This is a genomic window from Nonomuraea sp. NPDC049378 (genome assembly GCF_055586745.1).
Genome location: NZ_JBVJHP010000025.1, coordinates 104862 through 125803, shown reverse-complemented (window position 1 = coordinate 125803; position 20942 = coordinate 104862). Strand labels below are relative to the sequence as shown.

General features: G+C 66.8%; 20 protein-coding genes and 1 pseudogene. 11 read left to right on the top strand and 10 right to left on the bottom strand.

Going from position 1 to position 20942, the window contains the following annotated elements; translation table 11 throughout:
• Positions 1 to 82: 82 nt before the first annotated feature.
• From ACZ6SA_RS41075 to ACZ6SA_RS41065, 3 genes are all read right to left on the bottom strand, one after another.
• Positions 83 to 529: a hypothetical protein gene (locus ACZ6SA_RS41075; RefSeq protein ID WP_347650929.1), complete on the bottom strand. Its 447-nt coding sequence runs from the start codon at positions 527 to 529 to the stop codon at positions 83 to 85.
• Positions 530 to 640: 111 nt separating this feature from the next.
• Positions 641 to 2173 carry a S1 family peptidase gene (locus ACZ6SA_RS41070; RefSeq protein WP_347650928.1) on the bottom strand — a complete coding sequence of 511 codons (1533 nt, stop codon included), beginning with the start codon at positions 2171 to 2173 and terminating at the stop codon, positions 641 to 643.
• A gap of 714 nt (positions 2174 to 2887) precedes the next feature.
• A complete protein-coding gene (locus ACZ6SA_RS41065; protein ID WP_465834384.1) occupies positions 2888 to 5422 on the bottom strand; it encodes a LuxR C-terminal-related transcriptional regulator in 2535 nt (844 codons plus the stop codon).
• 439 nt (positions 5423 to 5861) lie between these two features.
• On the opposite strand from ACZ6SA_RS41065, the gene ACZ6SA_RS41060 reads away from it, so the two are divergent.
• Together ACZ6SA_RS41060 and ACZ6SA_RS41055 are read left to right on the top strand one after the other, a co-directional pair.
• Positions 5862 to 6776, top strand: a complete 915-nt coding sequence (locus tag ACZ6SA_RS41060) for an MBL fold metallo-hydrolase (protein ID WP_465834382.1) — start codon at positions 5862 to 5864, stop codon at positions 6774 to 6776.
• Between the two features lie 4 nt (positions 6777 to 6780).
• Positions 6781 to 8289, top strand: coding sequence for a carboxylesterase/lipase family protein (locus ACZ6SA_RS41055; protein WP_465834380.1), 1509 nt, complete (start codon positions 6781 to 6783; stop codon positions 8287 to 8289).
• 149 nt (positions 8290 to 8438) lie between these two features.
• Here the strand turns inward: ACZ6SA_RS41055 and ACZ6SA_RS41050 are convergent, their stop codons facing one another.
• Positions 8439 to 9005, bottom strand: a complete 567-nt coding sequence (locus ACZ6SA_RS41050; RefSeq protein ID WP_465834378.1) for a hypothetical protein — start codon at positions 9003 to 9005, stop codon at positions 8439 to 8441.
• A gap of 932 nt (positions 9006 to 9937) precedes the next feature.
• Here ACZ6SA_RS41050 and ACZ6SA_RS41045 point away from each other — a divergent pair.
• The 3 genes from ACZ6SA_RS41045 (at position 9938) to ACZ6SA_RS41035 (ending at position 11892) form a co-directional block, all read left to right on the top strand.
• Positions 9938 to 10459 (top strand): hypothetical protein, encoded by a 522-nt coding sequence (locus tag ACZ6SA_RS41045; RefSeq protein WP_465834376.1) that lies wholly within the window; start codon positions 9938 to 9940, stop codon positions 10457 to 10459.
• A gap of 298 nt (positions 10460 to 10757) precedes the next feature.
• Positions 10758 to 10901 (top strand): hypothetical protein, encoded by a 144-nt coding sequence (locus ACZ6SA_RS41040; protein ID WP_465834374.1) that lies wholly within the window; start codon positions 10758 to 10760, stop codon positions 10899 to 10901.
• 172 nt (positions 10902 to 11073) lie between these two features.
• On the top strand, positions 11074 to 11892 hold the full coding sequence (locus ACZ6SA_RS41035; protein WP_465834372.1) for a class I SAM-dependent DNA methyltransferase: 819 nt from the start codon (positions 11074 to 11076) through the stop codon (positions 11890 to 11892).
• Positions 11893 to 11913: 21 nt separating this feature from the next.
• Here ACZ6SA_RS41035 and tnpA read toward each other — a convergent pair.
• A pseudogene (tnpA, locus tag ACZ6SA_RS41030) lies at positions 11914 to 12314 on the bottom strand (IS200/IS605 family transposase).
• 54 nt (positions 12315 to 12368) lie between these two features.
• Between tnpA and ACZ6SA_RS41025 the strand changes: the two are divergent.
• Positions 12369 to 13523: an RNA-guided endonuclease InsQ/TnpB family protein gene (locus ACZ6SA_RS41025; RefSeq protein WP_465834370.1), complete on the top strand. Its 1155-nt coding sequence runs from the start codon at positions 12369 to 12371 to the stop codon at positions 13521 to 13523.
• Positions 13524 to 13785: 262 nt separating this feature from the next.
• Here the strand turns inward: ACZ6SA_RS41025 and ACZ6SA_RS41020 are convergent, their stop codons facing one another.
• Both ACZ6SA_RS41020 and ACZ6SA_RS41015 read right to left on the bottom strand, forming a co-directional pair.
• Positions 13786 to 14307: a hypothetical protein gene (locus ACZ6SA_RS41020; protein WP_465834368.1), complete on the bottom strand. Its 522-nt coding sequence runs from the start codon at positions 14305 to 14307 to the stop codon at positions 13786 to 13788.
• A 55-nt stretch (positions 14308 to 14362) separates the two neighbouring features.
• Positions 14363 to 14683 carry an immunity 53 family protein gene (locus ACZ6SA_RS41015; RefSeq protein WP_347650941.1) on the bottom strand — a complete coding sequence of 107 codons (321 nt, stop codon included), beginning with the start codon at positions 14681 to 14683 and terminating at the stop codon, positions 14363 to 14365.
• A 114-nt stretch (positions 14684 to 14797) separates the two neighbouring features.
• Between ACZ6SA_RS41015 and ACZ6SA_RS41010 the strand changes: the two genes are divergently transcribed.
• Entirely contained in the window at positions 14798 to 14974 is a 177-nt protein-coding gene (locus tag ACZ6SA_RS41010) for a hypothetical protein (RefSeq protein ID WP_347650940.1), read from the top strand.
• A gap of 140 nt (positions 14975 to 15114) precedes the next feature.
• Positions 15115 to 15765 carry a class I SAM-dependent methyltransferase gene (locus tag ACZ6SA_RS41005; RefSeq protein ID WP_465834366.1) on the top strand — a complete coding sequence of 217 codons (651 nt, stop codon included), beginning with the start codon at positions 15115 to 15117 and terminating at the stop codon, positions 15763 to 15765.
• Between the two features lie 61 nt (positions 15766 to 15826).
• Here the strand turns inward: ACZ6SA_RS41005 and ACZ6SA_RS41000 are convergent, their stop codons facing one another.
• Positions 15827 to 16075, bottom strand: a complete 249-nt coding sequence (locus tag ACZ6SA_RS41000) for an SCO4226 family nickel-binding protein (protein ID WP_347650938.1) — start codon at positions 16073 to 16075, stop codon at positions 15827 to 15829.
• A 234-nt stretch (positions 16076 to 16309) separates the two neighbouring features.
• Positions 16310 to 16669, bottom strand: a complete 360-nt coding sequence (locus ACZ6SA_RS40995) for a beta/gamma crystallin domain-containing protein (protein WP_465834364.1) — start codon at positions 16667 to 16669, stop codon at positions 16310 to 16312.
• 250 nt (positions 16670 to 16919) lie between these two features.
• Between ACZ6SA_RS40995 and ACZ6SA_RS40990 the strand changes: the two genes are divergently transcribed.
• The gene (locus ACZ6SA_RS40990; RefSeq protein WP_347645866.1) at positions 16920 to 17519 is read left to right on the top strand and encodes a chloramphenicol phosphotransferase CPT family protein; all 600 of its coding nucleotides are present in this window, start codon (positions 16920 to 16922) and stop codon (positions 17517 to 17519) included.
• Between the two features lie 48 nt (positions 17520 to 17567).
• Here the strand turns inward: ACZ6SA_RS40990 and ACZ6SA_RS40985 are convergent, their stop codons facing one another.
• Entirely contained in the window at positions 17568 to 18971 is a 1404-nt protein-coding gene (locus tag ACZ6SA_RS40985) for an MFS transporter (protein ID WP_347645867.1), read from the bottom strand.
• A gap of 84 nt (positions 18972 to 19055) precedes the next feature.
• Between ACZ6SA_RS40985 and ACZ6SA_RS40980 the strand changes: the two genes are divergently transcribed.
• Together ACZ6SA_RS40980 and ACZ6SA_RS40975 are read left to right on the top strand one after the other, a co-directional pair.
• Entirely contained in the window at positions 19056 to 19859 is an 804-nt protein-coding gene (locus ACZ6SA_RS40980; RefSeq protein ID WP_465834361.1) for a helix-turn-helix domain-containing protein, read from the top strand.
• A gap of 28 nt (positions 19860 to 19887) precedes the next feature.
• Positions 19888 to 20823 carry a DUF6924 domain-containing protein gene (locus tag ACZ6SA_RS40975; protein WP_465834359.1) on the top strand — a complete coding sequence of 312 codons (936 nt, stop codon included), beginning with the start codon at positions 19888 to 19890 and terminating at the stop codon, positions 20821 to 20823.
• Positions 20824 to 20942: the final 119 nt, after the last annotated feature.

The following is a 20942-nucleotide window of genomic DNA, read 5'->3' as shown; positions in this document are numbered from 1 at the left end:
CCACCATCCGGATAACGCATCCCACCGGCATACTCCCGAATCCCGCCGTACGCATGCAACCGCGAGGTGACACCTCAGACTTTCAGCCTCTGTAGTTGGCCGTTTTGCTGTCGACTTGCCCAATTAGGACGATATCCCTTTCGGCAGGACCCTTCATGCATCTAGCCACTGCTTCGCTGTCCGACTGGTGGCGTTGGTCGCCGGAGATGAAACTGCCGCCTAAGCTTAATTGGTCGCCTTCGAATACAGCACCGAATTTTTCGAGGGTTACACCTCGCTTGCCGTCCCTCAAGAGAGGCTTTGTGCCGGTAGGCCAGACGGGAGTCGCAGAGATTTGACCTTCTTTACCCAGCAATCTGAGACACCTACTGACAGTGTCATAGCCCAACCTCAGCTCATAACCTGCCTGCGGCGTTGTTTCGGCCCCATGGATGAGGACAACCGGGTCATCACCAATTACTATGATCCCTTTTTCTCGTTTCTCTGAACATCCAGCCAAGCTTACAAGCGTTAACACCAAAGCGCCCATCCATAGCCGTGTCAAAAAAATCACCGTTCCTTGTCCTGTAGCTATGGGAGAACTTGGGCGTGCAACCTGCAACCAGGCAGATGTCACGCCCAAGACCCCTACTATCTCATGTCAACATGTGGGGCATGTCCACACATTCCAGTTGCTGCCCATGCCCCCAGAATCATTGATCCGGTCAGTCGCTGCCCAGATGGAGATACCGCTCGCCACGCTTCCAGATGTGATACCCCACGCTGTGCTCCCGTAGAAGAGGGGACCACCGCTGTCGCCGCCCTTAGTATGGATGTCCACTTTGATTCCGCCGTGGTAAGTGCGGCCTTCCATCATGTAATCGACGTCGCTCTCGAGGATTATGCCGCATCGATATGCTCCATCCTGAGTGTCGCTGGTTCTACCGAACGTGCAGACCGGATCGTCGACGCGGGGAGATGTTCCGCCAGCTCGAGCGTAGCGCGTTCGATTCAGCGCATAGTAAAAGGTTCGAGTATAGGTGTAGGTCGTACTCCCGGTCTGATACCGAGCGAAATCGAAGTCTGGCGCACGGAACATGCGACCCAGCGTAGTTTGTCCTGTGTCATATGAGGGATGGTTGTTGTATCGAAAATAAGCTTCGTCGTCTGCACAATGCCTAGCGGTTGTGGTTGCCCTCTCACCGGATCCCGAGATGATATTGAAGCCGCTGGTACAATCTGTGGCAATTCCGTTGCCGTCGGCGTCTGTACCGTCGAGAATTGCACCTCCGCGGAGGTAATTATCTGTTGGCTGCAAATCCAGGGAGTCGTTCAATTTTATATGGATTCGAATATTGGGATTGGCGGCAGCTTCTGGCTGCAGACCGGAAAGCGCGCGGTCGCGCACCGATGGATCTTTTAGATTCTTTTGCAGCGCTACATCGTAGGCAATTATCCCAGTGTCGAGATCATAACGCCCCACGAATTCGGAGACTTCTGATTGTGTGCCGAGTTTGCGGCTTCGGGAGTTGAGAACTTCTCTAAGCTCTTTTTGAGAGAACCCCTTATTGCCGACGATTTCTACCTGCACAGGGAGGGTCTTCGCAAGCTCAACAGCCTCCTGCGGGATTTCTCCCTTAAACCCGATTCGAGCGCCGCGGCCGTCATGAATTGACCTGATTCCCGACAGTGCATCGGGGAAGGCGTCATTGAGCTTCGCGTAGACGTCGTTTAGCTGCGGGATCCATGCGTATCGGTCGATCGCCTCTTCCATGGTTATCCCCTTAGTCTCTGCGAGTCGGCTAAGGTCAACCAGTTCTTCGAATGGGATGCCGTCTATCTTGATAGACGGATCAGAGGCAGGTCCATCGGGAGTTTCCGCGAGAGCGGAGGGGTTGGATGCAACAATCTCCGCCGCGTATCTGTCGAGCGCCTCGCGCAGCGAGATGCCGTTGGCCTTGGCTTCTCGGGAAAGTTTGTCGAGGGTAGGTCGTTGCACCTTGGGCTGCTGCTCTCGGGGTAGGAGAACCTGCTGTCGTCCGCCTTGGTCGGAGGCCTGCGCTGAAGGATCAGGAGGAGTGGGAGACGATGCTGCCTGAGCCAGCCCAGGCGTTACTACTAATGCGACGGCCAGAATAGATGTTACGGTCATCTGAGTTTTCATTTTTCCTCCGGGCATGTCTAGGAGGCGCATCCTATGCATCTCCCAAAGCAAGGAAGGCGCAGACACCCGACGATCGGGCCACACCTCGCTGGTCAGTTGATTGTTCGTCGCGAAAGTGTCAAGATCAAGTCTTGACTAGTTGATCATATTCCTGTTATGGCGCCCTCTCGGCGTGCCATTAAGCGCTTCTCAATATCATGCACATAGCGGGTTGCTGTGTGCACTTAGCGTTGTGGGTGGCACAGTGGAGGGCCCATGACGCTTATGGATCCCTGTTGTTGATTTACGCTCAGTCAGTTTAGGTCTGCAGCCAAGAGCAAAGCGACGACCGACGGCTACCGTGCAGCTGGCGTGGGTTAGAGTGCGACTACGGACGTCTGTTAGAGCGTGTTTGAGAAGATCGTTTGCGGCAGGATTTCAGTCGCAGATGTAGCGCGATTGGCGTTGGGCGGCAGCTCCTCAGCCGCCGCAATAGCGGCTTCTCGGACCTATTAACGCGCGAAGCGGTCTAGAATGACTAGGCTGCAAAGTGCTAATTGTGAGCGGTCTGCAAGGTCATACGAGCAAGGCGTTACAGTAAGGAGTTGAGATCAGCGGGATTGCCTGCGGTATAGCCGGCGCAGCGTCGACTCCACCACCGCCCGCGCCCCGTGCTGCCTCGGTTCTACCGGCCGGATCGCCTATTGTCAGGGAGCTACGGCGACGAGCCGATGTGGTCGCTCTTCGTCGCGTTCCGCACATCTGTCAGATCGGAACTCGGCCGTGGTATCCGCTGGCCGACAGGGTGCCGTCGAGCACGTCGCGGAGTTGTGACCGGGCGGTGATGCCCAGTTTGGGGAACACCCGGTAGAGGTGGGAGCCGACGGTACGCGGTGAGAGGTAGAGCCTGTCTCCGATCTCACGGTTCGTCAGGCCGCGGGCCGCGAGCTGGACGATCTGCTGTTGTTGGGGGCTGAGCTCGGTGAGGGCACCGGGCACCACGCTGCTGGCGGCGTCGACGCCGGCGGCTCGCAGCTCTGCCTTCGCCCGCTCGATCCATGGCCGCGCGCCAAGCCGCTGGAAGGTTTCGAGTGCCGTGGTCAGCAGCGGGCGGGCCTCGGCGATGCGCCGTTGCCTCCTGAGCCATTCGCCATAGTCCAGCCGTGTCTGCGCCCGCTCGAACGGCCACTGCTCGCCCGTGTCGTCCACCAGCGCCGCCCGGAAGTACGGCTCCGCGTCGTCCGGTTCGGCGAGCAGGGCCCGGCCTCGGTTGAGCAGTGCGGTGATCCGTGCCGACATGCCGGGGCCGAGGTGCCGGGCCGATCGCTCCAGCAGTACGGCGGCGTCCTCCCGTCGCCCTCGGCGGACGGCCGACGCGGCGAGTTCGGCCAGGACGGTGTAGGAGACGTGGTAGTGAACCGGATCGCCGTCGTCGGTGAAGGCGGAGCGGAACTGTGCGTACGCGGTGTCGTAGTCGCCCTCGGCCACTGCCGCCAGGCCCAGGGCCCGGCGGGCGGAGACCGCGATGGAGCGGCTCTCCAGCGGATCGACGAGGGCCAGCGCCCGCTCGGCACCGCGTCGCGCGTCGGCCGCCTCGCCGAGCAACGCGAGCACCGTCGCGTCGAGCGCACGTACGCACGCCTCGGCGTGGTCCAGCCCGGCCGTTGTCGCCACCGCCGAAATCTCGGCGGCCACCGTGCGGGTCTCGGACCACCGGCCCTGCTCCAGATAGGCCCAGCCGACGGCGCTTCCCAGGCCGTCCGGCAGCGAGCCACGGGCCTGCCACCGGTCGTACGCCTCGTCGAAGGTCCTGACGGCCAGGGCGGTCTGGTCCAGGATCCAGGCCACGACGGCGAGCACGGTCAGGCTGCCGGCGTCGTCCTTGGCCTCCGCGATGAGTCCGGGCAGCGCCGGGGCGAGGCGGGCTCTCGCGCCGTGGGGGTCGGAGACGGCCCGCACCCAGGCGTGCAGGGTGTCCCTGCCGGTGGAGTGCGGTATGGCGGAGAGGAGGTTCTCGATCTGCTGTCGCTGGGATTCCTCGCCCGAGTAGTAGCGGACCACCGCGGCTGCGGCGAGCGCGTCCAGAGCGCGGGGCGAGCGGGTGGCCGCCGCCTCGTCCGCGATGCGGGTCAGCAGGGCGAAGGCCGCCGCGTGGTTCCGGCGCAGGGTCATGAGCTGCCCGGTGGCCAGCCAGGCCCTGCTGATCAGCGCCGGGTCGTCACTGTGCTCGCGGACCTCGGCGGCCAGGCGTTCCACCCAGCCGAGCTGGCCGGTGAAGACGGCCATGACGGTGGCCTCGGTCAGTAACTGCGCCTGGTCCGCGCGGCGCGGACTCAGCTCCGCGGCGCGCTCCAGGGCGGCGGCAGCGGCCGCATAGCCGCCCCGGCGCCGCGCCCGGTCGGCCGTCTGCCGCAGGGCGGCCGACACGTCCTCGTCTGGACGCGTGGTCGCGGCGGCGAGGTGCCAGGCGCGGCGGTCGGGCTCCTCGCTCAGCTTCGCGAGAGCGAGATGTGCCTGCCTGCGTTCCTCGAAGGAGGCCGCATGGTAGACGGCCGAGCGGATGAGCGGGTGGCGGAAGGAGATCCGGGGGCCGTCCTGGCGTACGAGGCCGGCCCGCTCCGCGGGTGTCCACGCCTTGTCGTCGACCTCGGGGAGACCACGAGAGGCTGTCGGCGCGTCTGCGGCATCAGCGGCCGCGAGCAGCAGCAGGGGGCGGCGGGTTGCCTCCGGCAGGAATTTCGTCTGCCCCGCGAAGATCCGCTCCAGCCGGTCGGTGACGGGCAGCGGGCCCTCCACGCTGCTGCCACCGGAGCGCCGGGTCGCGCCGGCGCGGGCGAGCTCGATCAGGGCCAGTGGATTGCCGGCCGCCTCCTGAAGGATGCGTACCCGGTTCCGGCCGGTGGGTGGCGTCGGCTGCTGGTCGAGCAACCGGTTGGCCGCCTCACTGCTCAGCGGAGCGATCTCCAGGCGCTCGTAGCCCTTGTCAAGCCCGGGCAGCGAGGCCGCGGCGCGCACGCCCACCAGCAGCGTGACAGGTTCACTGTCCATGCGCCGGGCCACGAAGGACAGGACGTCCAGCGATGCGCGGTCGAGCCACTGGGCGTCATCGACCACTATGAGCAGCGGCGTCGATGCCGCCAGGGCCGACACCAGGGTGAGAACGGCCGAACCGACGAGCACGCCATCGGGGGCCTCGGCGCGTTCGTCCAGCCCCAGGACGGTCCGGAGCGCGGAAGGCGCGCGCTGCCGCGGCGGCAGGCTGTCCAGCTCGCCGCGCACCGGGCGGGGCGCCGGTCTCAAGTCTGTGCGTTCAACCAGCCTGCAACGTACGCGCCGCCCGGGACATTCCGGCGGTCCTCCGTTCGGCACCGCGCCGTCTCGCCCGCACCTACCCGGCCGATGCCGTGCCGCCTGCGGATGAGCGCGAGGACCGTGGACGTGACCTGGTGTTCAGATGCAGTCACATGACTCATACCGCAGCAGGTTCCGGCCGGCGCACCATGGGCGAGCAGGGTCGTCCACGGAACGGAGGCGTACCGGGCGGCCCTGTTCCCGCCGGCGAGGACCACACGGCCCGATGCCCCGCACCCGACCGCGGCGGCGTACCGATGCTGAAGACGCCGCAGCCAGGCGGGCTGCCCCGCAGGGAATCGGCACCCCCGTATCCGTCATGAGCGGCCGCTCCGCACGGATCTCGGCCGCGACCCCGAGCACGGAACCGATCGAACTGGAGACAATCATGGACACCATCACCCTGGGCGACGTCACGCTGACCCGTGTCCGGGAGTACTTCGGTCCTGTCGACATGACGCCCGAAACGTTCTTCCCGGAGAGCCCGGCGGGGGCGTGGCAGTCCCACCGTTCCTGGCTGGTGCCGGACTTCCTGAACCCGGAAACCCGGATCGTCAACTCGGCGATCCAGACCTGGGTACTGCGCAGCGAGGGCAGGACCATCCTGGTCGACACCGGCGTCGGCAACCATAAGGACCGCCCGTACGCGCCCGTGTGGAACCGGCTGAACACCGACTTCCTGGACAACCTCGCCCGCGCCGGAGTCCGCCCCGAGGACGTCGACATCGTGATCAACACGCACCTGCACATCGACCACGTCGGTTGGAACACCCATCTCGACGACCGGACCTGGGTGCCGACGTTCCCCAACGCCACCTACCTCATGCCCAAGGCGGACTTCGACTTCTGGAACCCCGCCAGCGAGCACAAGCCCCGGCTGGGCCGCGGCAACCAGAACGTCTTCGAGGACAGCGTCGCCCCCGTGCACGAGGCCGGCCAGACCCGGCTCTGGGAGGACAGCCACCGTATCGACGGCAACCTGCGCCTCGACCTCGCCCCGGGGCACACGCCGGGCTCGTCGGTGCTGACGCTGGAATCCGGATCGGATCGGGCCCTCTTCGTCGGCGACCTGCTGCACAACCCGCTCCAGATCCACGAGCCCGATTCCAACAGCTGCTTCTGCGAGGACCCCGCCGGAGCCCGCGCCACCCGCCGCAAGCTCCTGGGCCGGGCGGTCGACACCAACGCCCTGGTCATTCCCGCGCACCTGGGCGGCCACGGCGCCGCTGAAGTCGCCCGCGAGGGAGACAAGTTCGCCATCAAGGGCTGGGCGCCCTTCGCCCCGTACACCGAGCAGGTCTGAGCCCGTGAGGAAAGGCACCACCATGAACCACCACGCCGACCTCGTCGTCACCACCGCGCAGGGAGCAGTCCGTGGCCTGCGCCGAGGCGCCGCCCGCACCTTCATGAACATCCCCTACGCCGCCCCGCCCCGCGGCGCCGGCCGCTTCGCGCCGCCGCAGCCGCACGAGCCGTGGAACGGCGTGCGGGACGCCACGGCGCCGGGGCCCAACGCGCCGCAGTCCGAACGCAAGCTCGGCAGCGTGGACATGTCCCCCTACTTCGGTGCCGGTTGGAGCCGCGGGGAGGACTACCTCACGGCCAACGTCTTCGCGCCCGCCGCCGGCGGTGACGCGCTGCCGGTCATGGTGTTCGTCCACGGCGGCGGGTTCGTCGCCGGCTCGACGCGGTCCACGATGTACGACGGCTCCGCGTTCGCCCGTGACGGCGGCGTCCTCGTCACCCTCAACTACCGGCTCGGCATCGCCGGGTTCCTCGACATCCCCGGGGCGCCCGCCAACCGCGGCCTGCTCGACGTGGTCGCCGCGCTGCGCTGGGTGGGGGAGAACATCGCCGTCTTCGGCGGTGACCCCGGCAACGTCACCCTGTTCGGCCAGTCGGCCGGGGCGACCATCGTCGGCGGCGTCCTCGCCACCCCCGAGGCCGCCGGCTTGTTCCGCCGGGCGATCGTGCAGAGCGGCAACGGCCTGGGCGCGTTCACCACCGAGCAGGCCGCCCGCGTCACCAAGGCGGCCGCCGCGGCCCTGGGCGTCGAGCCCCATGTCGCCGCCTTCGCCGGCGTCTCCGACGAACGCCTGGTCGAGGCCGCCTCCCGGCTCGCGGGCATCGACCTGCGGACCGAGACCCACGCAGACCCGCTGATCGGACTCAGTCCTTTCAGCCTCGTCCTCGACACGCAGCCCGCCGAATGCGTCGCCGCCGGCCTGGGCGCCGGCGTCGACCTGCTCGTCGGCACCAACACCGAAGAGGGGAACCTCTATCTGGTCCCGGTGGGCAAGTACGCCACCTCGACCGCCGCCGACGTCCAGGAGGCGGCGGCGCGCTCGCACCCGGATCCGGCGCACCTCATCGAGACCTACCGCAGGTCGCACCCCGAGGCGTCCTTCGCGGAACTGCGCTCCGCCATCATGGCCGATGCCCTGTTCGGCGCGGGCAGCCGCGCGCTGGCCGGCGCACACGCCGCCCATCCCGGCTCCGGCACCTACGCCTACGAGTTCGCCTGGCGCTCCCAGGCCCTGGACGGAGAGCTCGGCGCCACCCACGCGGTCGAGTTGCCCTTCGTCTTCGACCTCGCGGACCGGCCCGAGCTGAACGGGCCCAACGCCCTGCTCGGCCCCGGCCAGACCCCCGCGGACCTCGCCACCCGCGTACACGAGACCTGGATCCGGTTCGCCAGGACCGGCAATCCCGGCTGGGACCCGTACGACACCGAGCGCAGGGCGACCATGCGCATCGACACGGAGTGGACCCAGGTCGACGACCCCCGCGCCCGGGAACGCCAGGCCTGGAGCTGACCCCTCAGTGGACCGGTCGCCGTCAGCGCGTTCGTCTCGACGTCGCGCACTGCGTCGGCTCGGTGCGCGCTCGGCTCTGGATCAGCGAGCATGGTGTGCGCCTCGGCCTTGTTCTCGTCGCAGGCTTCCCTGCGGGTGGTTACAGTGCGTCACCTTCTGTGGTGCGATCGCCGCAAGAGGGCCACGCCCACGGGCAGCCAGAGCACGGCCGCGGCGACCGGGCCGAGCGCGATGGACAGCCCTTGCACCGTGGCCCAGTCGAGCAGCAGGGCCGCGGCTGAGTTGTGCGGCAGGTCGTCGATGAGCGTCTGGGCGAGGAACATCAGGGGAAACCCCACCGCGAAGCCCAGCAGCATCAGGCTCACCACACCTGGCTGCCAGTACGGGCGCCGCAGCAGGAAACTCGCGAGGTACGAGGGCGCGAGCAAGATGCCAGGCCCGGCCACCAGCAGGACGGCGAGCACAACCAGGTCGAGGTCGTCGTACACGAACCGGCAGACCGCGCTGCAAGTGGCGCACACGACCGGCACCACGAGACCGAGCAGCCGAGCGGCCACCCCGTCACGTGCGAGCGCGCGCCAGTAGACGAACTCCCACATGAACGGGTTCCCGCCCGGCCACGCACCCCCGACGGGCCGCGTCAGCACCGCGTGCGCGGACAGTGGGTACAGCCGCCGCGACCTGGCCTGCCAGTCGTCCCCGCGCCGCCGACCCATTGCTCACATCCTGCCTACTCATGAGGAACTTGTGCCGGCAAAGTCGCGAAATGCTTCCAACAGCTCACCGAGGTTCAGAGGCCCACACGCTCCTCCGAAGCGGATCCCATCGCTCCAGGTGTGTACCCAGTCGTCATAGCAGCGCTGAGCTTGGCTGAGTCCGCGATGACCCGAATGGCTATTGCCATGGTGCGAGGTGATAGGCAGGGTCGTCCTGGAGTGAGAGCCCACGCCGTTTCAGACCGTAGGCCGAGCAGAAGTTGACATCTTCTTCCAGGTGAAGAGCGGTGAACGGCTCCGAGAACGTCACATCTGGCCTGACAGCGTAGCCGGTTTTCAGCACCTCGTGGTATGGCCCTTGGCTGTCGATCGAGCCGAATCGAGATGCATCTCCTGGGTCTTGCCAACCACCGGAAACCTGCCATTCGTAGCGCAACTCCAGGGTTGCTGGTTCTGGGCAATGCCAGCGAAAGCGACCAACCTCGATGCCACCGGCGGCGTTGGCCCATGCACTTCAGCCGCGGCCATCCGGCAGAAATCCTAACCAACTGGTCTCCATGTACCCGAGGTCGTAGGGCCCACTGTCCCAGAGGCCCACCAGGTTCTCGTCGTACACGCCGGTCAGAGTGGCATCGATCGAAGCGGGAGCGCAAGGCGTGATCGTCGGGCCATCAGCGAGCCATTAAGGGCGGTCAGCAGCGGTAAATCGTGACCACTCTCGGACTGCCTTGGCGCACGTCGAGGCAGTTGCGCCCGAAGATCGGGCCGATCTGCAAGCAGGAATTCAGGTCGAATCTCCTAGGCTCCACCGCACGTCGAAGGCCGCATCCCGAGATCGGGAAGTGGCCTTTTCGATCTTGTACAGCTGCGAAGTACAGCTACATGCTCAGCTGAGGTGGCACAGCAACCAGCCAGTCCACGATCATGTGTGCGTGGCTATGCTCCGGTTATTGGCGATCGGCCTTCTCAGCGGCCTGGTAGTGGTGCCGTTCTGGTCGGGGCCACGTGGCGACGGTTTCGAGCACGCGCGGTTCGCAGTGCTCACGGCCCTGGGCATGGGCCAGTTCCTAACGGTTCCCGTCGCGTTGGTGCTCGGGTTCGTGCTGGCGGTCATGGGCTGGTGGACGCGTCCTCCTGGTCATGTCCTGGGTGCGATCACGACCGCGTTCGGAGTGATTGTCGCCACCCAGGCACGGCCCGCGATGGACTGGATCGACGGGCGACCGTCCGGACTCGGCGATCCAGACGGCGAGTCCGTCATTGCGTTTCTGGCCTTCGCTTCTGGTGTGGTCACAATCCTCGTCGGCCTCTTCATCATCTTGATCCGATGGTCTGGCTACGAACCGCAAGCCACCCCAGGGCGTCAACGGGGTCCACGTAGATACGGCAGGAAGAGACGATACGGCAGGAAGAGCGGTCGGCGTGTGCCCCGCGCGGAAGGCCATTCCCCGTGATCGAGGAAATGGCCTTGTTGACCTTCGCCGGTGCTGGAGTCACGGAAATCTGAAGGTACGCGCCGCCGCGTTGCTCAGCGCGGCCCGGAGGGTCATGTAGGCGTCGTGAACCGTCCAGTCCGAAGGCAGCGCTCTGCAGCGATCAGCGCAGCGAGAGCGTGACCGCGATGGCGTCATCGAAGGTCTTGCCTACAACATCAACGGGCCCCAGGCGTACACGTACGAGATCTGCCTCGACATCCCGGACACCTCGACGTTCACGATCAACGTACGGGACTTGAACGACGGGTAGAAGACCATGTTCACGGACGACCGGCCCGGGGACAAAATCTTCCGCTACGACATTCCCCCCAACAGCTTCTGGCAAGTCCACGGCACGCTGACCGGCCCCGACAGCACCTTCCTCTACTACACCTGGCACGAGAAGCGAACCCCGGCCTGACCTGGCCTTATTCAACGACGGCCGGCACTTCGTGCCATCGAAGTTTGATCGGTGCGAAGTGCAGGTGGTTCGGATGGCGGGAGAGCCGCTCGCGGATGCGTTCGGGCATCCGGACTGAGGAGTCGCGAAACCGAGTGGTTGTCCAGGGCCGGCTCCTCATACGTTCTGCAGCATGACTGACGAGTGCTTCGGGCATCCACGGCTCGCCGCGATCTACGACCACCTCGACCCTGATCGCAGCGATCTCGATGCATACGTCCGGATGGCGGAAGAGTTCAGGGCGCATCGAGTACTGGACATTGGCTGCGGGACAGGAGTGTTCGGCCTCCTACTGGCTGATCGCGGGATCGAGGTCATCGGCATCGATCCCGCCCAGGCGTCCATCGACGTCGCTCGCGCAAAACCGGGCAGTGAGCGAGCACGCTGGATCTGCGGTGATGCGAGAACTCTCCCGGCGCTGCGGGTTGACCTCGCGACGATGACGGCGAACGTCGCCCAGGCCATTGTTGATCCGCAGATATGGCAGAAGACGCTGCAGGGGGCCTACGAAGCACTGGTGCCTGGCGGGCGCCTGGTGTTCGAGACACGGGATCCGGCGAGGCGCGCTTGGGAGGAGTGGAACCGCGAGAGCTCTTACAGCGTGACGGAGATTCCAAACGTCGGCGCCGTCGAGAGCTGGGTCCAGCTCATCGACGTGAGTTGGCCGCTGGTGACATTCCGGTGGACTTACGTATTCGCTGCGGACGGCCAGATCCTGACGTCGGACTCGACGTTGCGCTTCCGTGAGCGGCAGGAGGTCGAGAGGGACCTGGCCACGCACGGCTACGTGGTCGAGGAGGTTCGCGAAGCGCCTGACGGACCCGGCCGAGAGTTCGTCTTCGTCGCGCGGCGTCCATCATTTCAGCCGACTCTGGCGTGGAACCCCGGGGGCGTTTACGCCCGGGAGGAAACGACAGCGCGGGAGGGCCTCCAGGCCCGAGCGGTGCCGTGACGGCTGGTTGGTGTGAGCGGCTCAGCCTGGCCGTTTCTGGTTCTCGATGTACTCCTTGATGATGGACAAGGGTGCGCCGCCGCAGGAAGCGGCGAAATAGCTGGGCGACCAGAAACGCCCGCCCCACAGGTAGCGGCGGACATGGGCGCTGTACTCCTTGCGTAGCAGCCGGGCCGAGACGCCCTTGAGCGAATTGACCAAGACCGAGAGGGCGACCTTGGGCGGGTAGTGGACCAGCAGGTGGACATGGTCGTGCTCGCCGTTGAACTCGACCAGTTCGGCGCCGAAGCTGTGTCACACACTTCGATCATGATCTCTTCGCAGCGGCGCAGGATTTCATCGGTGAACACGCCGCGCCGGTATTTGGGTGTGAAGACCAAATGGGCATGCAGGCTGTGGACCACGCTACGGCCTCGCCGGATATCGGGATCCGGTTCCCATCGCGTGACATGGACTGAATGGTAGTGTGTTCGATTGTGAGGCTGGTGGTGCAGGTGAAGCTGCTGCCGACGCCCGAGCAGGCGGCGGCCCTGGACGCCACCCTGCGCGCGGCCAACGCCGCCGCCACCCGGGTCGCCGCGCTCGCCTTCGAGGCCCGCTGTTTCCGCAATTACGACCTGCGCAAGGCCGCCTATGAGCTGATCAAGGCCGAGTTCGGGCTGGCCGCCCAAGCCGCCCAGCATGTGATCAAGAAGGTGTGCGACGCCTACCGCACCCTGCACGCCACCCTGGCCGCCGGACACCTCGGCAAGCCCGGTTCGGCGCGGCGGATCAAAGCCGAAAGCAAACCCATCTCCTTCCGCCCGCGCGCGGCCCAGCCCTACGACGACCGGTGCCTGTCCTGGCAACACCACGACCGGACGGTGTCGATCTGGACCATCGCCGGGCGGCTGCGTGGCATCGCCTTCACCGGCTCGGACGGCCAACTGGCGCTGCTGGCCGCCCATCGCCGGGGCGAATCGGACCTGGTCTGCCGGGACGGCCTGTGGTTCCTGCACGCCGCCATCGAAGTCCCGGACCGGCCGGTGGCCGTCCCGGATGGCTTCCTCGGGACCGATCTGGGCATCGCCAACATCGCCACCACCAGCGACGGGGTTCGGCACAGCGGCAAGGTCCTGAACGCGGTCCAGCACCGGCACCGCGAGCTACGCCGCCGTTTGCAGGCCAAGAAGACCAAATCGGCCAAGCGGTTGTTGAAGCGGCGGCGCCGCAAGGAGGCGCGGTTCGCCGCCAACGTCAACCACGTCATCGCCAAACGCATCGTGACCGAGGCAGAACGCACCGGACGCGGCATCGCCCTGGAAGACCTCCAGGGCATCCGCGGGCGGGTACGGCTTCGCAAGCCCCAGCGGGTCGCGTTGCATTCGTGGAGCTTCCACCAGTTGGGAGGCTTCATCGCCTACAAGGCGGCCCGGGCCGGGGTCGCGGTGATCTTTGTCGATCCGTCCTACACCAGCCAGCAATGCTCCCGGTGCGGGCACATCGACAAGCTCAACCGGCCCGACCAGGCAACTTTCCTGTGCACGTCGTGCGGCTTCGCTGAGCACGCCGACGTCAACGCAGCCCGCAACATCGCCGCACGCGGTGAGGTGGGCTGGGCAGTGAGTCACGCTGCCGACGACGCGGCCTGAACCGTCGAATCCATCGACGGCGAGGAGCTGCAAGCTCGGTCCCTTCAGGGCCGAGAAGCTGACTGATCCACACCACATGCTCAAGGTTCGATGGCACAGGACGCGTCTGATCACGGGGGAGCGGGCGCTGTCGTTTCTCGCCAACATTCCGCCCCATGTTAATGTTGATCTTCAACCGCTGTCGAAACTCACCTCCAAGCGCTGTCCGTTCAGACCAACAAAATCACCAGCACGACGGCCGGCCAGACCGAACGTCAGGCGCCTACTGATCAGATGTTCCGAGCCTGTATCGCGCGTAGGCATCGGCGGGAGGGGTGAACTCGATGCCGTTTTCATCGAGGGCGTTATAGATCGTCACTTGACCGTTCGGGAAGCTGAACCCCAAGGTCACGATCGTCCCCTCCACGAGATCCCTGTTTCTCCACATCAGCAACTCCGCTGCGGAACAAGGCTGCCCGACCAGTGCGGTGAGTTGATCCGGTACGTCATCTCGCCACGCGAGGTGAAAGTCCGGCCGGTCCGGCGAGCGCGCTGGATCGATGGTGTTCCAGGTGATGGAGAGCTCGTCGAACTTTCTGTGTTTGATCTCGACCTGCTCGCCCTCGAAGTCCAGGAGGACCGGGCAGTCGGCGAACCACTCGTCCTCGTCGACATCCCACACCACCAGCGCTCGGGTCAGCCGCCTGCCGACGAGATGGCCCAATCGCGCCCCGTGAATGGCAGTGATCGCCGAGCGGCTGGTCAACCATTCCGGCCTGTAACCAGGAATTCCGAAGTTGAACATGCGGTGATTGTGCCGGACGCCGTCGCCGGGGCTTCTCGAGGTCGCTGGCCTCCGCCTACCCGGTTTGAGCATCAGTGAGACCAGCATCGCGGGCGAAGTCCCGAAATGCTTCCAGCAGCTCACCGAGGTTCAGAGGTCCGCATGCTCCTTCGAAGCGGATCCCGTTGCACCAGGCGTGTACCCAGTCGTCCTCGGTGCGTTCCACCACCAGGCGGTCCAGCGAGACTCCGGCAAGAGGCGTGTCGACCAGGTCGATCTTCAGGCGCCACCCCGGATTGTCCAGGGTGTCGATGGTGATGCCGTAACCGTGCTCCCAGCCGTCATTGCTGCAGGAGGCGTACCAAGACTGCAGGAAGACGAGGGCATCTGTGATCACGTGGTGAGTCTGCCAGCCGTGCCCGTCGCGTGCCCCCCCCGTGTGACAGCTGTCATGTCGTACTCATGATTGCGATGTCTACGCCGCTCCACGGTCGCGTACGAAGATCGGACCATGACGAACGGAAAGAGCTCCCCCAACTGGAAGGTCGGCATGTGGCCGAGCATCGCGATCGGTATGGGGCTGGGCGTCGTGCTGCACAACTTCGTTCTCGGCATCTCGCTGTCCCTGTGTCTCGGCATCGCCCTCTCGTACGCGCTGGCGGAGAACCGCAAGACCGGGGAGGAGTGAGAGCGAGGACAGCGGGCCCGTCGGCTTGGACGCCCTGTACCAGCGTCCCGGGTAGGCCCGCTTCCGACAGGGCGGCGACGAAGGCCGGTCTGCCGTACATCGGCCGGATCTCAGCCCGGAGTGGGGTACTTTGATCGGCTATGACTGAAGCCGGCTTCCTCGAAACGACCCGCAGCGGCTACGACGCGAGGGCGGCCGAGTACAACGCGCTCTTCCACGACCCTCTCGCGGGCCAGCCGCTGGACCGAGCCCTCATCGACACGTTCGCCGACCTGGTGAAGGCGACGGGCGCTGAGTCCATCGCCGATCTCGGGTGCGGGCCAGGGCACTACACGGCCTACCTCCACGCGCGCGGGCTCCACGCGTTCGGGATCGACCTGTCGCCGCAGATGATCGCACAGGCCCGCCAGGAGCATCCCGGCCTCCCGTTCGAGGTCGGCTCCATGTTGGCCCTGGAGCTCGCCGACGGCAGCGTCGGGGGCGTCTTCAGCCACTACTCGATCATCCACACCCCGCCCGAGCGGGTGCCCGAGGTGTTCGACGAGTTCGGCCGCGTGCTCGCACCCGGCGGGCACGTGCTGCTGTCCTTCTCGGGGACTGACGACCCGTCGCAGGCGGTCGAGTCGTACGATCACGTCGTTGCGCCGGCCTACCGATGGTCCACCGACATGGTTTCCGGCATGCTCCGCCAGCGGGGCATGGTCGAGACGGCCCGGCTGGTGTTTCCCGGAGACCAGGATGCGAGGCGCGGTTTTCCGAGGGTGTTCCTGCTGGCCGGCAAGACCGGCTGAAACTCGGCGAGCGCCATCATCTGATCATCCGGCGGAGTCGTCCGACGCCCTCGCTCGCCGGTCAGGCGGTCAGCGGCACCTTGTGGATCTCGTCGGCCGGGTGCCCCGCCCGCTGGTGGATGCGCTGGACGGCATCCGCGTCCGGCGCCTCCGACAGGCAGTAGACCACGCCCTCCTCAGGGTCGGCCCACGCGTGCTGGAAGGTCACCCCTTCCTCTCTCTGTATCGCGAGGTCGGCGGCGTGCGCCTGCTGGAGCTGCTCGTCGGTGATGCCCTTCATGCCGTGATGCACGTCCATGAACTTCGCCATGGCTTCCTCCTCGGAGGCGTGATCTGCGGATCTTCTCCAGCCTATGGCGGCCCCTGGCGGACCGGTCCTCAAAACTTCGCCAAGAAGGCGCGTGCCGGCGCCGTCTTCCCGTGATTCGCAGGGGCACGGACGCACTGATGTTCCCGCCGCCGACCGGCAGTGTGAAGCGGCATGGCCGCGAGGAACCGCACGTTGGAGGTGCTCACCGTCCGGCCGGCTGTCACGGGATGCGACCTAAACGATCCTGATTCGGTACACCTTGTGCATGTTGCCGCTGCTCTGTGATGAGCCTTCCCACATGTTCCATTTGGGAATCAGCATGGCTCTGGCGGGCCCTCCCAAGTCATCGATGTATTCGATTGCCACATTGTTGTTGCCTGCGGAGATCAGGCCCACGCCGTAGATGGCCACGTTCATCGTGCCGCCGTTCGCGAAGCAGTGGCGGTCCGTACCGTTGAAGATCTGCAAGAATTCACGGCTGTAACTCACGTTGCAGTCCGCGTGGTTGATAGCGAATGCGGGCGTGGGGAAGGCCACCATGACCGCCAGGGCGGCGGCGCAACCGGCGAGGGCCTTACGGAGGTATGACTTCATAACCTTCTCTTTTCGGGGAGTGATCACACAGGAGAGGGATCATACAGGGCGTCCGCGAACGTCGCGCTCGCACCACTCGAAAACGGGATCACGTCGGCATTCCCCGGAGATTCATTTCGAAATGTTTCGCCGCCGGCGTGGCTCAGGGGATTGATGCCATTCGCCAGATTGGTGGCGCAAGACCGATAGACGGCCCCGAACGTACGACGACGAGCGGCATACGCTCCTGGTGGCGACTACAGTGGCCGGCGTGCCATACGCCGGACGCCAAGGACGCGTCATCTTCCTCAACGGGACATCGAGCGCCGGCAAGACCACTCTGGCCCGGGCCATCCAGGACGAGAGCGACATCCCCTTCGTCTACTGGGGAATCGACACCCTGTTCAGCCTCGTCCCCCCGAACTGGGGCGGCGGACGCGACGGCCCGCTCAGCAGGTCCGGCTTCTGGTACGACCGCACCACTCAGGACGAGGACGGCCATCCCCACGTGGTCATCCGCTACGGCCCGGTCGGCCGCCGGATGATCCGTTCGGCCTGCACCGCCGCGGCCTCCTTCGCCCGCGGCGGCGACGACGTCGTCATCGACGAGATGTTGCTGACCCCGGATCTGCTGCCGATGTGGATGGAAGCGCTGGCCGGTCTCGATGTTCTGCTCGTGGGCGTGATGTGTCCGCTGGCGGTCGCCGAGCAACGAGAAACGGGGCGCCGCAACCCACCCGGTCTGGCACGCGGGCATTTCCGGACGGTCCACGACCATGGCGTCGCCTATGACGTGACGGTGGACACCAGCACGGGGACACCCGCGGACCTGGCCAGGGCCGTCCTGCTGCGTCACGCGGACAGGCGGTGAACCCTGTGCGGTCCCGCACGTGGGCGACCGCGACCACCGTCCCGCACCTCAGTTCGCACCTTCTCGTACGGTACGCCGGGCCAGCAGGGCGACCCGGATGGCGCAGGCCGTACCGATCGCGGCGAGGACGATGCCGGCGGTGACCACGCGCAGGAGGCCGTCGGCGGAGGAGGGCGCCGCGAAGTAGACGCTTCCGAGCCCGGCGACGGCGGTCACCCCGGCGAGCAGCGGGCCGCTGGCGTTCAGTGCCGAGATCGCTGACGCGAACCGCGCCTCCATCAGGGAGGTGATCTGCGCGATCAGCGGACTGTATCCGGCGGCGTGGCCGGCCCCGGCGATGAGCAGCAGCGGGATGGAGCCGAGCGGGCTCCACTCGTCACGGTAGAGGAGCACCACCAGGGCCGACCCTGCCGCGAACATGATCGGTCCGGCGATCGGCAGCGCGTTCTGCAGCCACTGCGGGTAGCGGCTCCAGCTCAGGCTGAGCGTGCCGAAGCCGAGGGCGTACGGGACGAACGCCAGTCCTGCCTCCAGCGGGGAGTAGCCGAGCGCGGTCTGGAGGTGCAGGGTCAGGGTGAGCAGGAAAACGGTGTAGCACCCCATGATGATCCAGCAGGCCGCCAGCCCTGACTTGGTTCCGCCCGGCCGCAGCGCCGCGAGGTCCAGCAGCGGGTGCGGCGCTCCGGCTTCGTGGCGGACGAACGCCACCAGCAGCGCGGCGCCGCACGCCAGGGAGATCCACGCCCACGTGGGCCAGCCGTGGTCCTGGCCGAAGATGAGCGGGACGGTGAGCGCCGTCATGGCGACGGTCAGGAGGGCCACCCCGGCCACATCGAGGCGTACCGGCTGGTCGGTGCGGGAGTTCAGCAGGACGCGCGGGCCGGCCATCAGCAGGATCACGCCGATCGGGATGTTGATCAGGAAGATGGGCCGCCAGGAGAGGCCGAACAGGTCGGCGCCGGCCACCAGCCCTCCGATGACCTGCCCCAGCGCGACTCCCAGGGCGAGCACCATGCTGTAGACGCCGATCGCCCTGCGGCGTGCCGCGCCCTCCCAGTGCATGTGGATGAGCGAGAAGATCTGCGGCGTGAGCAGTGCCGCACCCATGGCCTGGGCGATGCGGGCGAGCACCAGCACGGTCGGGTCAGGGGCCAGCCCGCACAGCAGCGACGCCCCGGTGAACCAGCCGAGCCCCAGCAGGAACGCGCGCCTGTGCCCGATGACGTCGCCGATCCGCGCGCATGTGACCAGGAGCACGCCGGTGATCAGCAGGTAGCCCGACACGATCAGCTGGATCTCGGCGCCACTGGCGTGCAGGCCCTCGCGAATGGTCACCGCGCCCACGGACACGATCGACCCGTCCATGGACGCCATGGCCTGCCCGGTGAGCAGCACGGCCAGCATCCGGCCCCGGCGGGCAGCCGTCACCGACTGAGGAACAACAGTAACCATGTACGCAGCATCGGCCGTTCGCGCCGCCCGGTCTTGAAGAAATATGCGGACGAAACTGTCGGTGGTGCTGCTTAGGGTTGTCCGGTGCGTACGGCGAGAAGGCTCATCGAGAGCCCACACTTCGTGGTCAGCGCGGTGGAGTGCGCGGACGACCACGCCGGCTGGTCGGCTCCCGAGACGTCGTCCGCCGCCCAGATCGTGCTGGTGCGGCGGGGCCGGTTCCGCCTCGAGTCCCAGGGCCGGCAGCTGACGGTCGAGCCCACCACCGGCTATCTGCACCGTCCGGGGCAGGAGATCCGTTTCGCCCATCCGGCGGGCGGTGACGTGTGCACGTCGATCACGTTCACCGGCGATGTGCTGACGGCCGGGCTCGATGCGGTCCGTTCTCCCGCGGTCCGGGTCGACGCGCGGCTCGAACTCGCCCACCGCCTGCTGCTGCGTCCTGGCGCCGACCCGGGCTTCGCCGCCGTCGAGGCTCTGCTGGACCTCCTCCTGCCGGCCCTGCGCGAGCAGCCCCGGGACGTGTCCCCGCCCGGCCGGCGGGAGCTGGCGGACCGGGCCCGGGAGGCGATCGTCGCTGACGAGCCGGGCTGCGCCAGCCTGACAGCCCTGGCCCGGCGGTTGCGGACCTCCCCATCCCATTTGAGCCACACCTTCCGCCATCACGTGGGCATGCCGTTGAGCCGCTACCGCAACCGCGTGCGGGTGAGCCGCGCGCTGACGCGCCTGGACCAGGGCGAGACGGACCTCGCGGCGCTCGCGGCCGGCCTAGGCTTCAGCGACCAGGCCCACCTGACCAGGGTGATGCGCGACGAGCTGGGTCACACTCCCGGCCGGGTCCGTGCCCTTCTCTCCCCGGACGCCGGCCCGTGCCGGCCGTCCCCGTGACCTTTTCGATCTCGTCTTCGGAGGATCCATGTCCCGCCCCGAGCTTCCCCATCCGGCGCCCGGCGAGGTGCTGCTGGTCTGCACGTGTTACGAGGACGGTAAGGCTCTGTACGGCGGGTTGCCCGACGAGATCGGCGGGCGCAGGGACGGCGACGTGCTCGTTCTCGGGGACAGCGGGATGCGGCTCCGCCCTGTCGAGGACTCCGGATGGGATTACCTGCACGGAGGCAACGTCCCGGCGCTCATCCCGGACGGCGGCCCCGTGCCGCCGGTCGCCGTCCTGGTGGACATCCCGGTGGTGTACGGCGGAGACGGGCCCCTGCTGGTGGACCTGGTGGCGATCCCCGGTCGCGGGGTCCGGGTCGCGCCGGACCGGCTCGGCGAGATCCTGGCGGCCCTGCGATCCGGCACGCTCGCGTTCGACGACCTGGTACGCGACATGGACCGGTCGGGCGTCTACCTCGGTGACGGCGGCCGGCCCGCCTTCCCCGTGCCGGCGGCGCCGCCGCACCGGTCGTTCCCCGCGCTGCCCTCGACCGACCTCGCCCTGCTCGTCCGCACCTCCTTCGACGACGAGGAGGGCTGGCGCGCCCTGCTGGACGAGCTGGGCGGGGCCGACGAGGACGGCCATGTCGGCATGGACGAGGACGCGATCGACGACGACGCACCGTTGGCGGCGCTGGTCGTCGACGACCGGGCCTTCGAGGGTCTCCAGCCCGGCGAGGTCCCGGCGCTGGTGCCGCCCGAGGAGCACACCACGCTGGTCGCGCTGGCCGACGGCCGCACCTTCGCCGAGCCCGGCCGGCCGCTGACCGTGGTCGACCTGTACGACACGCCCGGGCAATCCGCCGTTCTCCCATGCCGCATGGCCGGGTCGCTCGCGTGCAACCTGGAGATCGCCAACATGGACTTCCACGAGTTCGTCGCCGAGGAGGGCGTGCAGCCGTGGTGGGAACGCCCTTGACGCGACGCGGGCGCGTCCGGTCGGAGAGGCGGCTGGTCAGGGCGCTGAGATCATCCCAGGGTCGCTGACGGCTCTGGGAGCCGGCTCCCAGAGGGAATCCTCCGCCAGGCCGAAGACAT

Coding starts and splice junctions, on each gene's coding strand:
- ACZ6SA_RS41075 (WP_347650929.1), bottom strand. CDS start 529: ATGGGCGCTTTGGTGTTAACGCTTGTAAGCTTGGCTGGATGTTCAGAG.
- ACZ6SA_RS41070 (WP_347650928.1), bottom strand. CDS start 2,173: ATGCGCCTCCTAGACATGCCCGGAGGAAAAATGAAAACTCAGATGACC.
- ACZ6SA_RS41060 (WP_465834382.1), top strand. CDS start 5,862: ATGGACACCATCACCCTGGGCGACGTCACGCTGACCCGTGTCCGGGAG.
- ACZ6SA_RS41050 (WP_465834378.1), bottom strand. CDS start 9,005: ATGGGTCGGCGGCGCGGGGACGACTGGCAGGCCAGGTCGCGGCGGCTG.
- ACZ6SA_RS41040 (WP_465834374.1), top strand. CDS start 10,758: ATGTTCACGGACGACCGGCCCGGGGACAAAATCTTCCGCTACGACATT.
- ACZ6SA_RS41035 (WP_465834372.1), top strand. CDS start 11,074: ATGACTGACGAGTGCTTCGGGCATCCACGGCTCGCCGCGATCTACGAC.
- ACZ6SA_RS41020 (WP_465834368.1), bottom strand. CDS start 14,307: ATGTTCAACTTCGGAATTCCTGGTTACAGGCCGGAATGGTTGACCAGC.
- ACZ6SA_RS41010 (WP_347650940.1), top strand. CDS start 14,798: ATGACGAACGGAAAGAGCTCCCCCAACTGGAAGGTCGGCATGTGGCCG.
- ACZ6SA_RS41005 (WP_465834366.1), top strand. CDS start 15,115: ATGACTGAAGCCGGCTTCCTCGAAACGACCCGCAGCGGCTACGACGCG.
- ACZ6SA_RS41000 (WP_347650938.1), bottom strand. CDS start 16,075: ATGGCGAAGTTCATGGACGTGCATCACGGCATGAAGGGCATCACCGAC.
- ACZ6SA_RS40995 (WP_465834364.1), bottom strand. CDS start 16,669: ATGAAGTCATACCTCCGTAAGGCCCTCGCCGGTTGCGCCGCCGCCCTG.
- ACZ6SA_RS40985 (WP_347645867.1), bottom strand. CDS start 18,971: ATGGTTACTGTTGTTCCTCAGTCGGTGACGGCTGCCCGCCGGGGCCGG.
- ACZ6SA_RS40975 (WP_465834359.1), top strand. CDS start 19,888: ATGTCCCGCCCCGAGCTTCCCCATCCGGCGCCCGGCGAGGTGCTGCTG.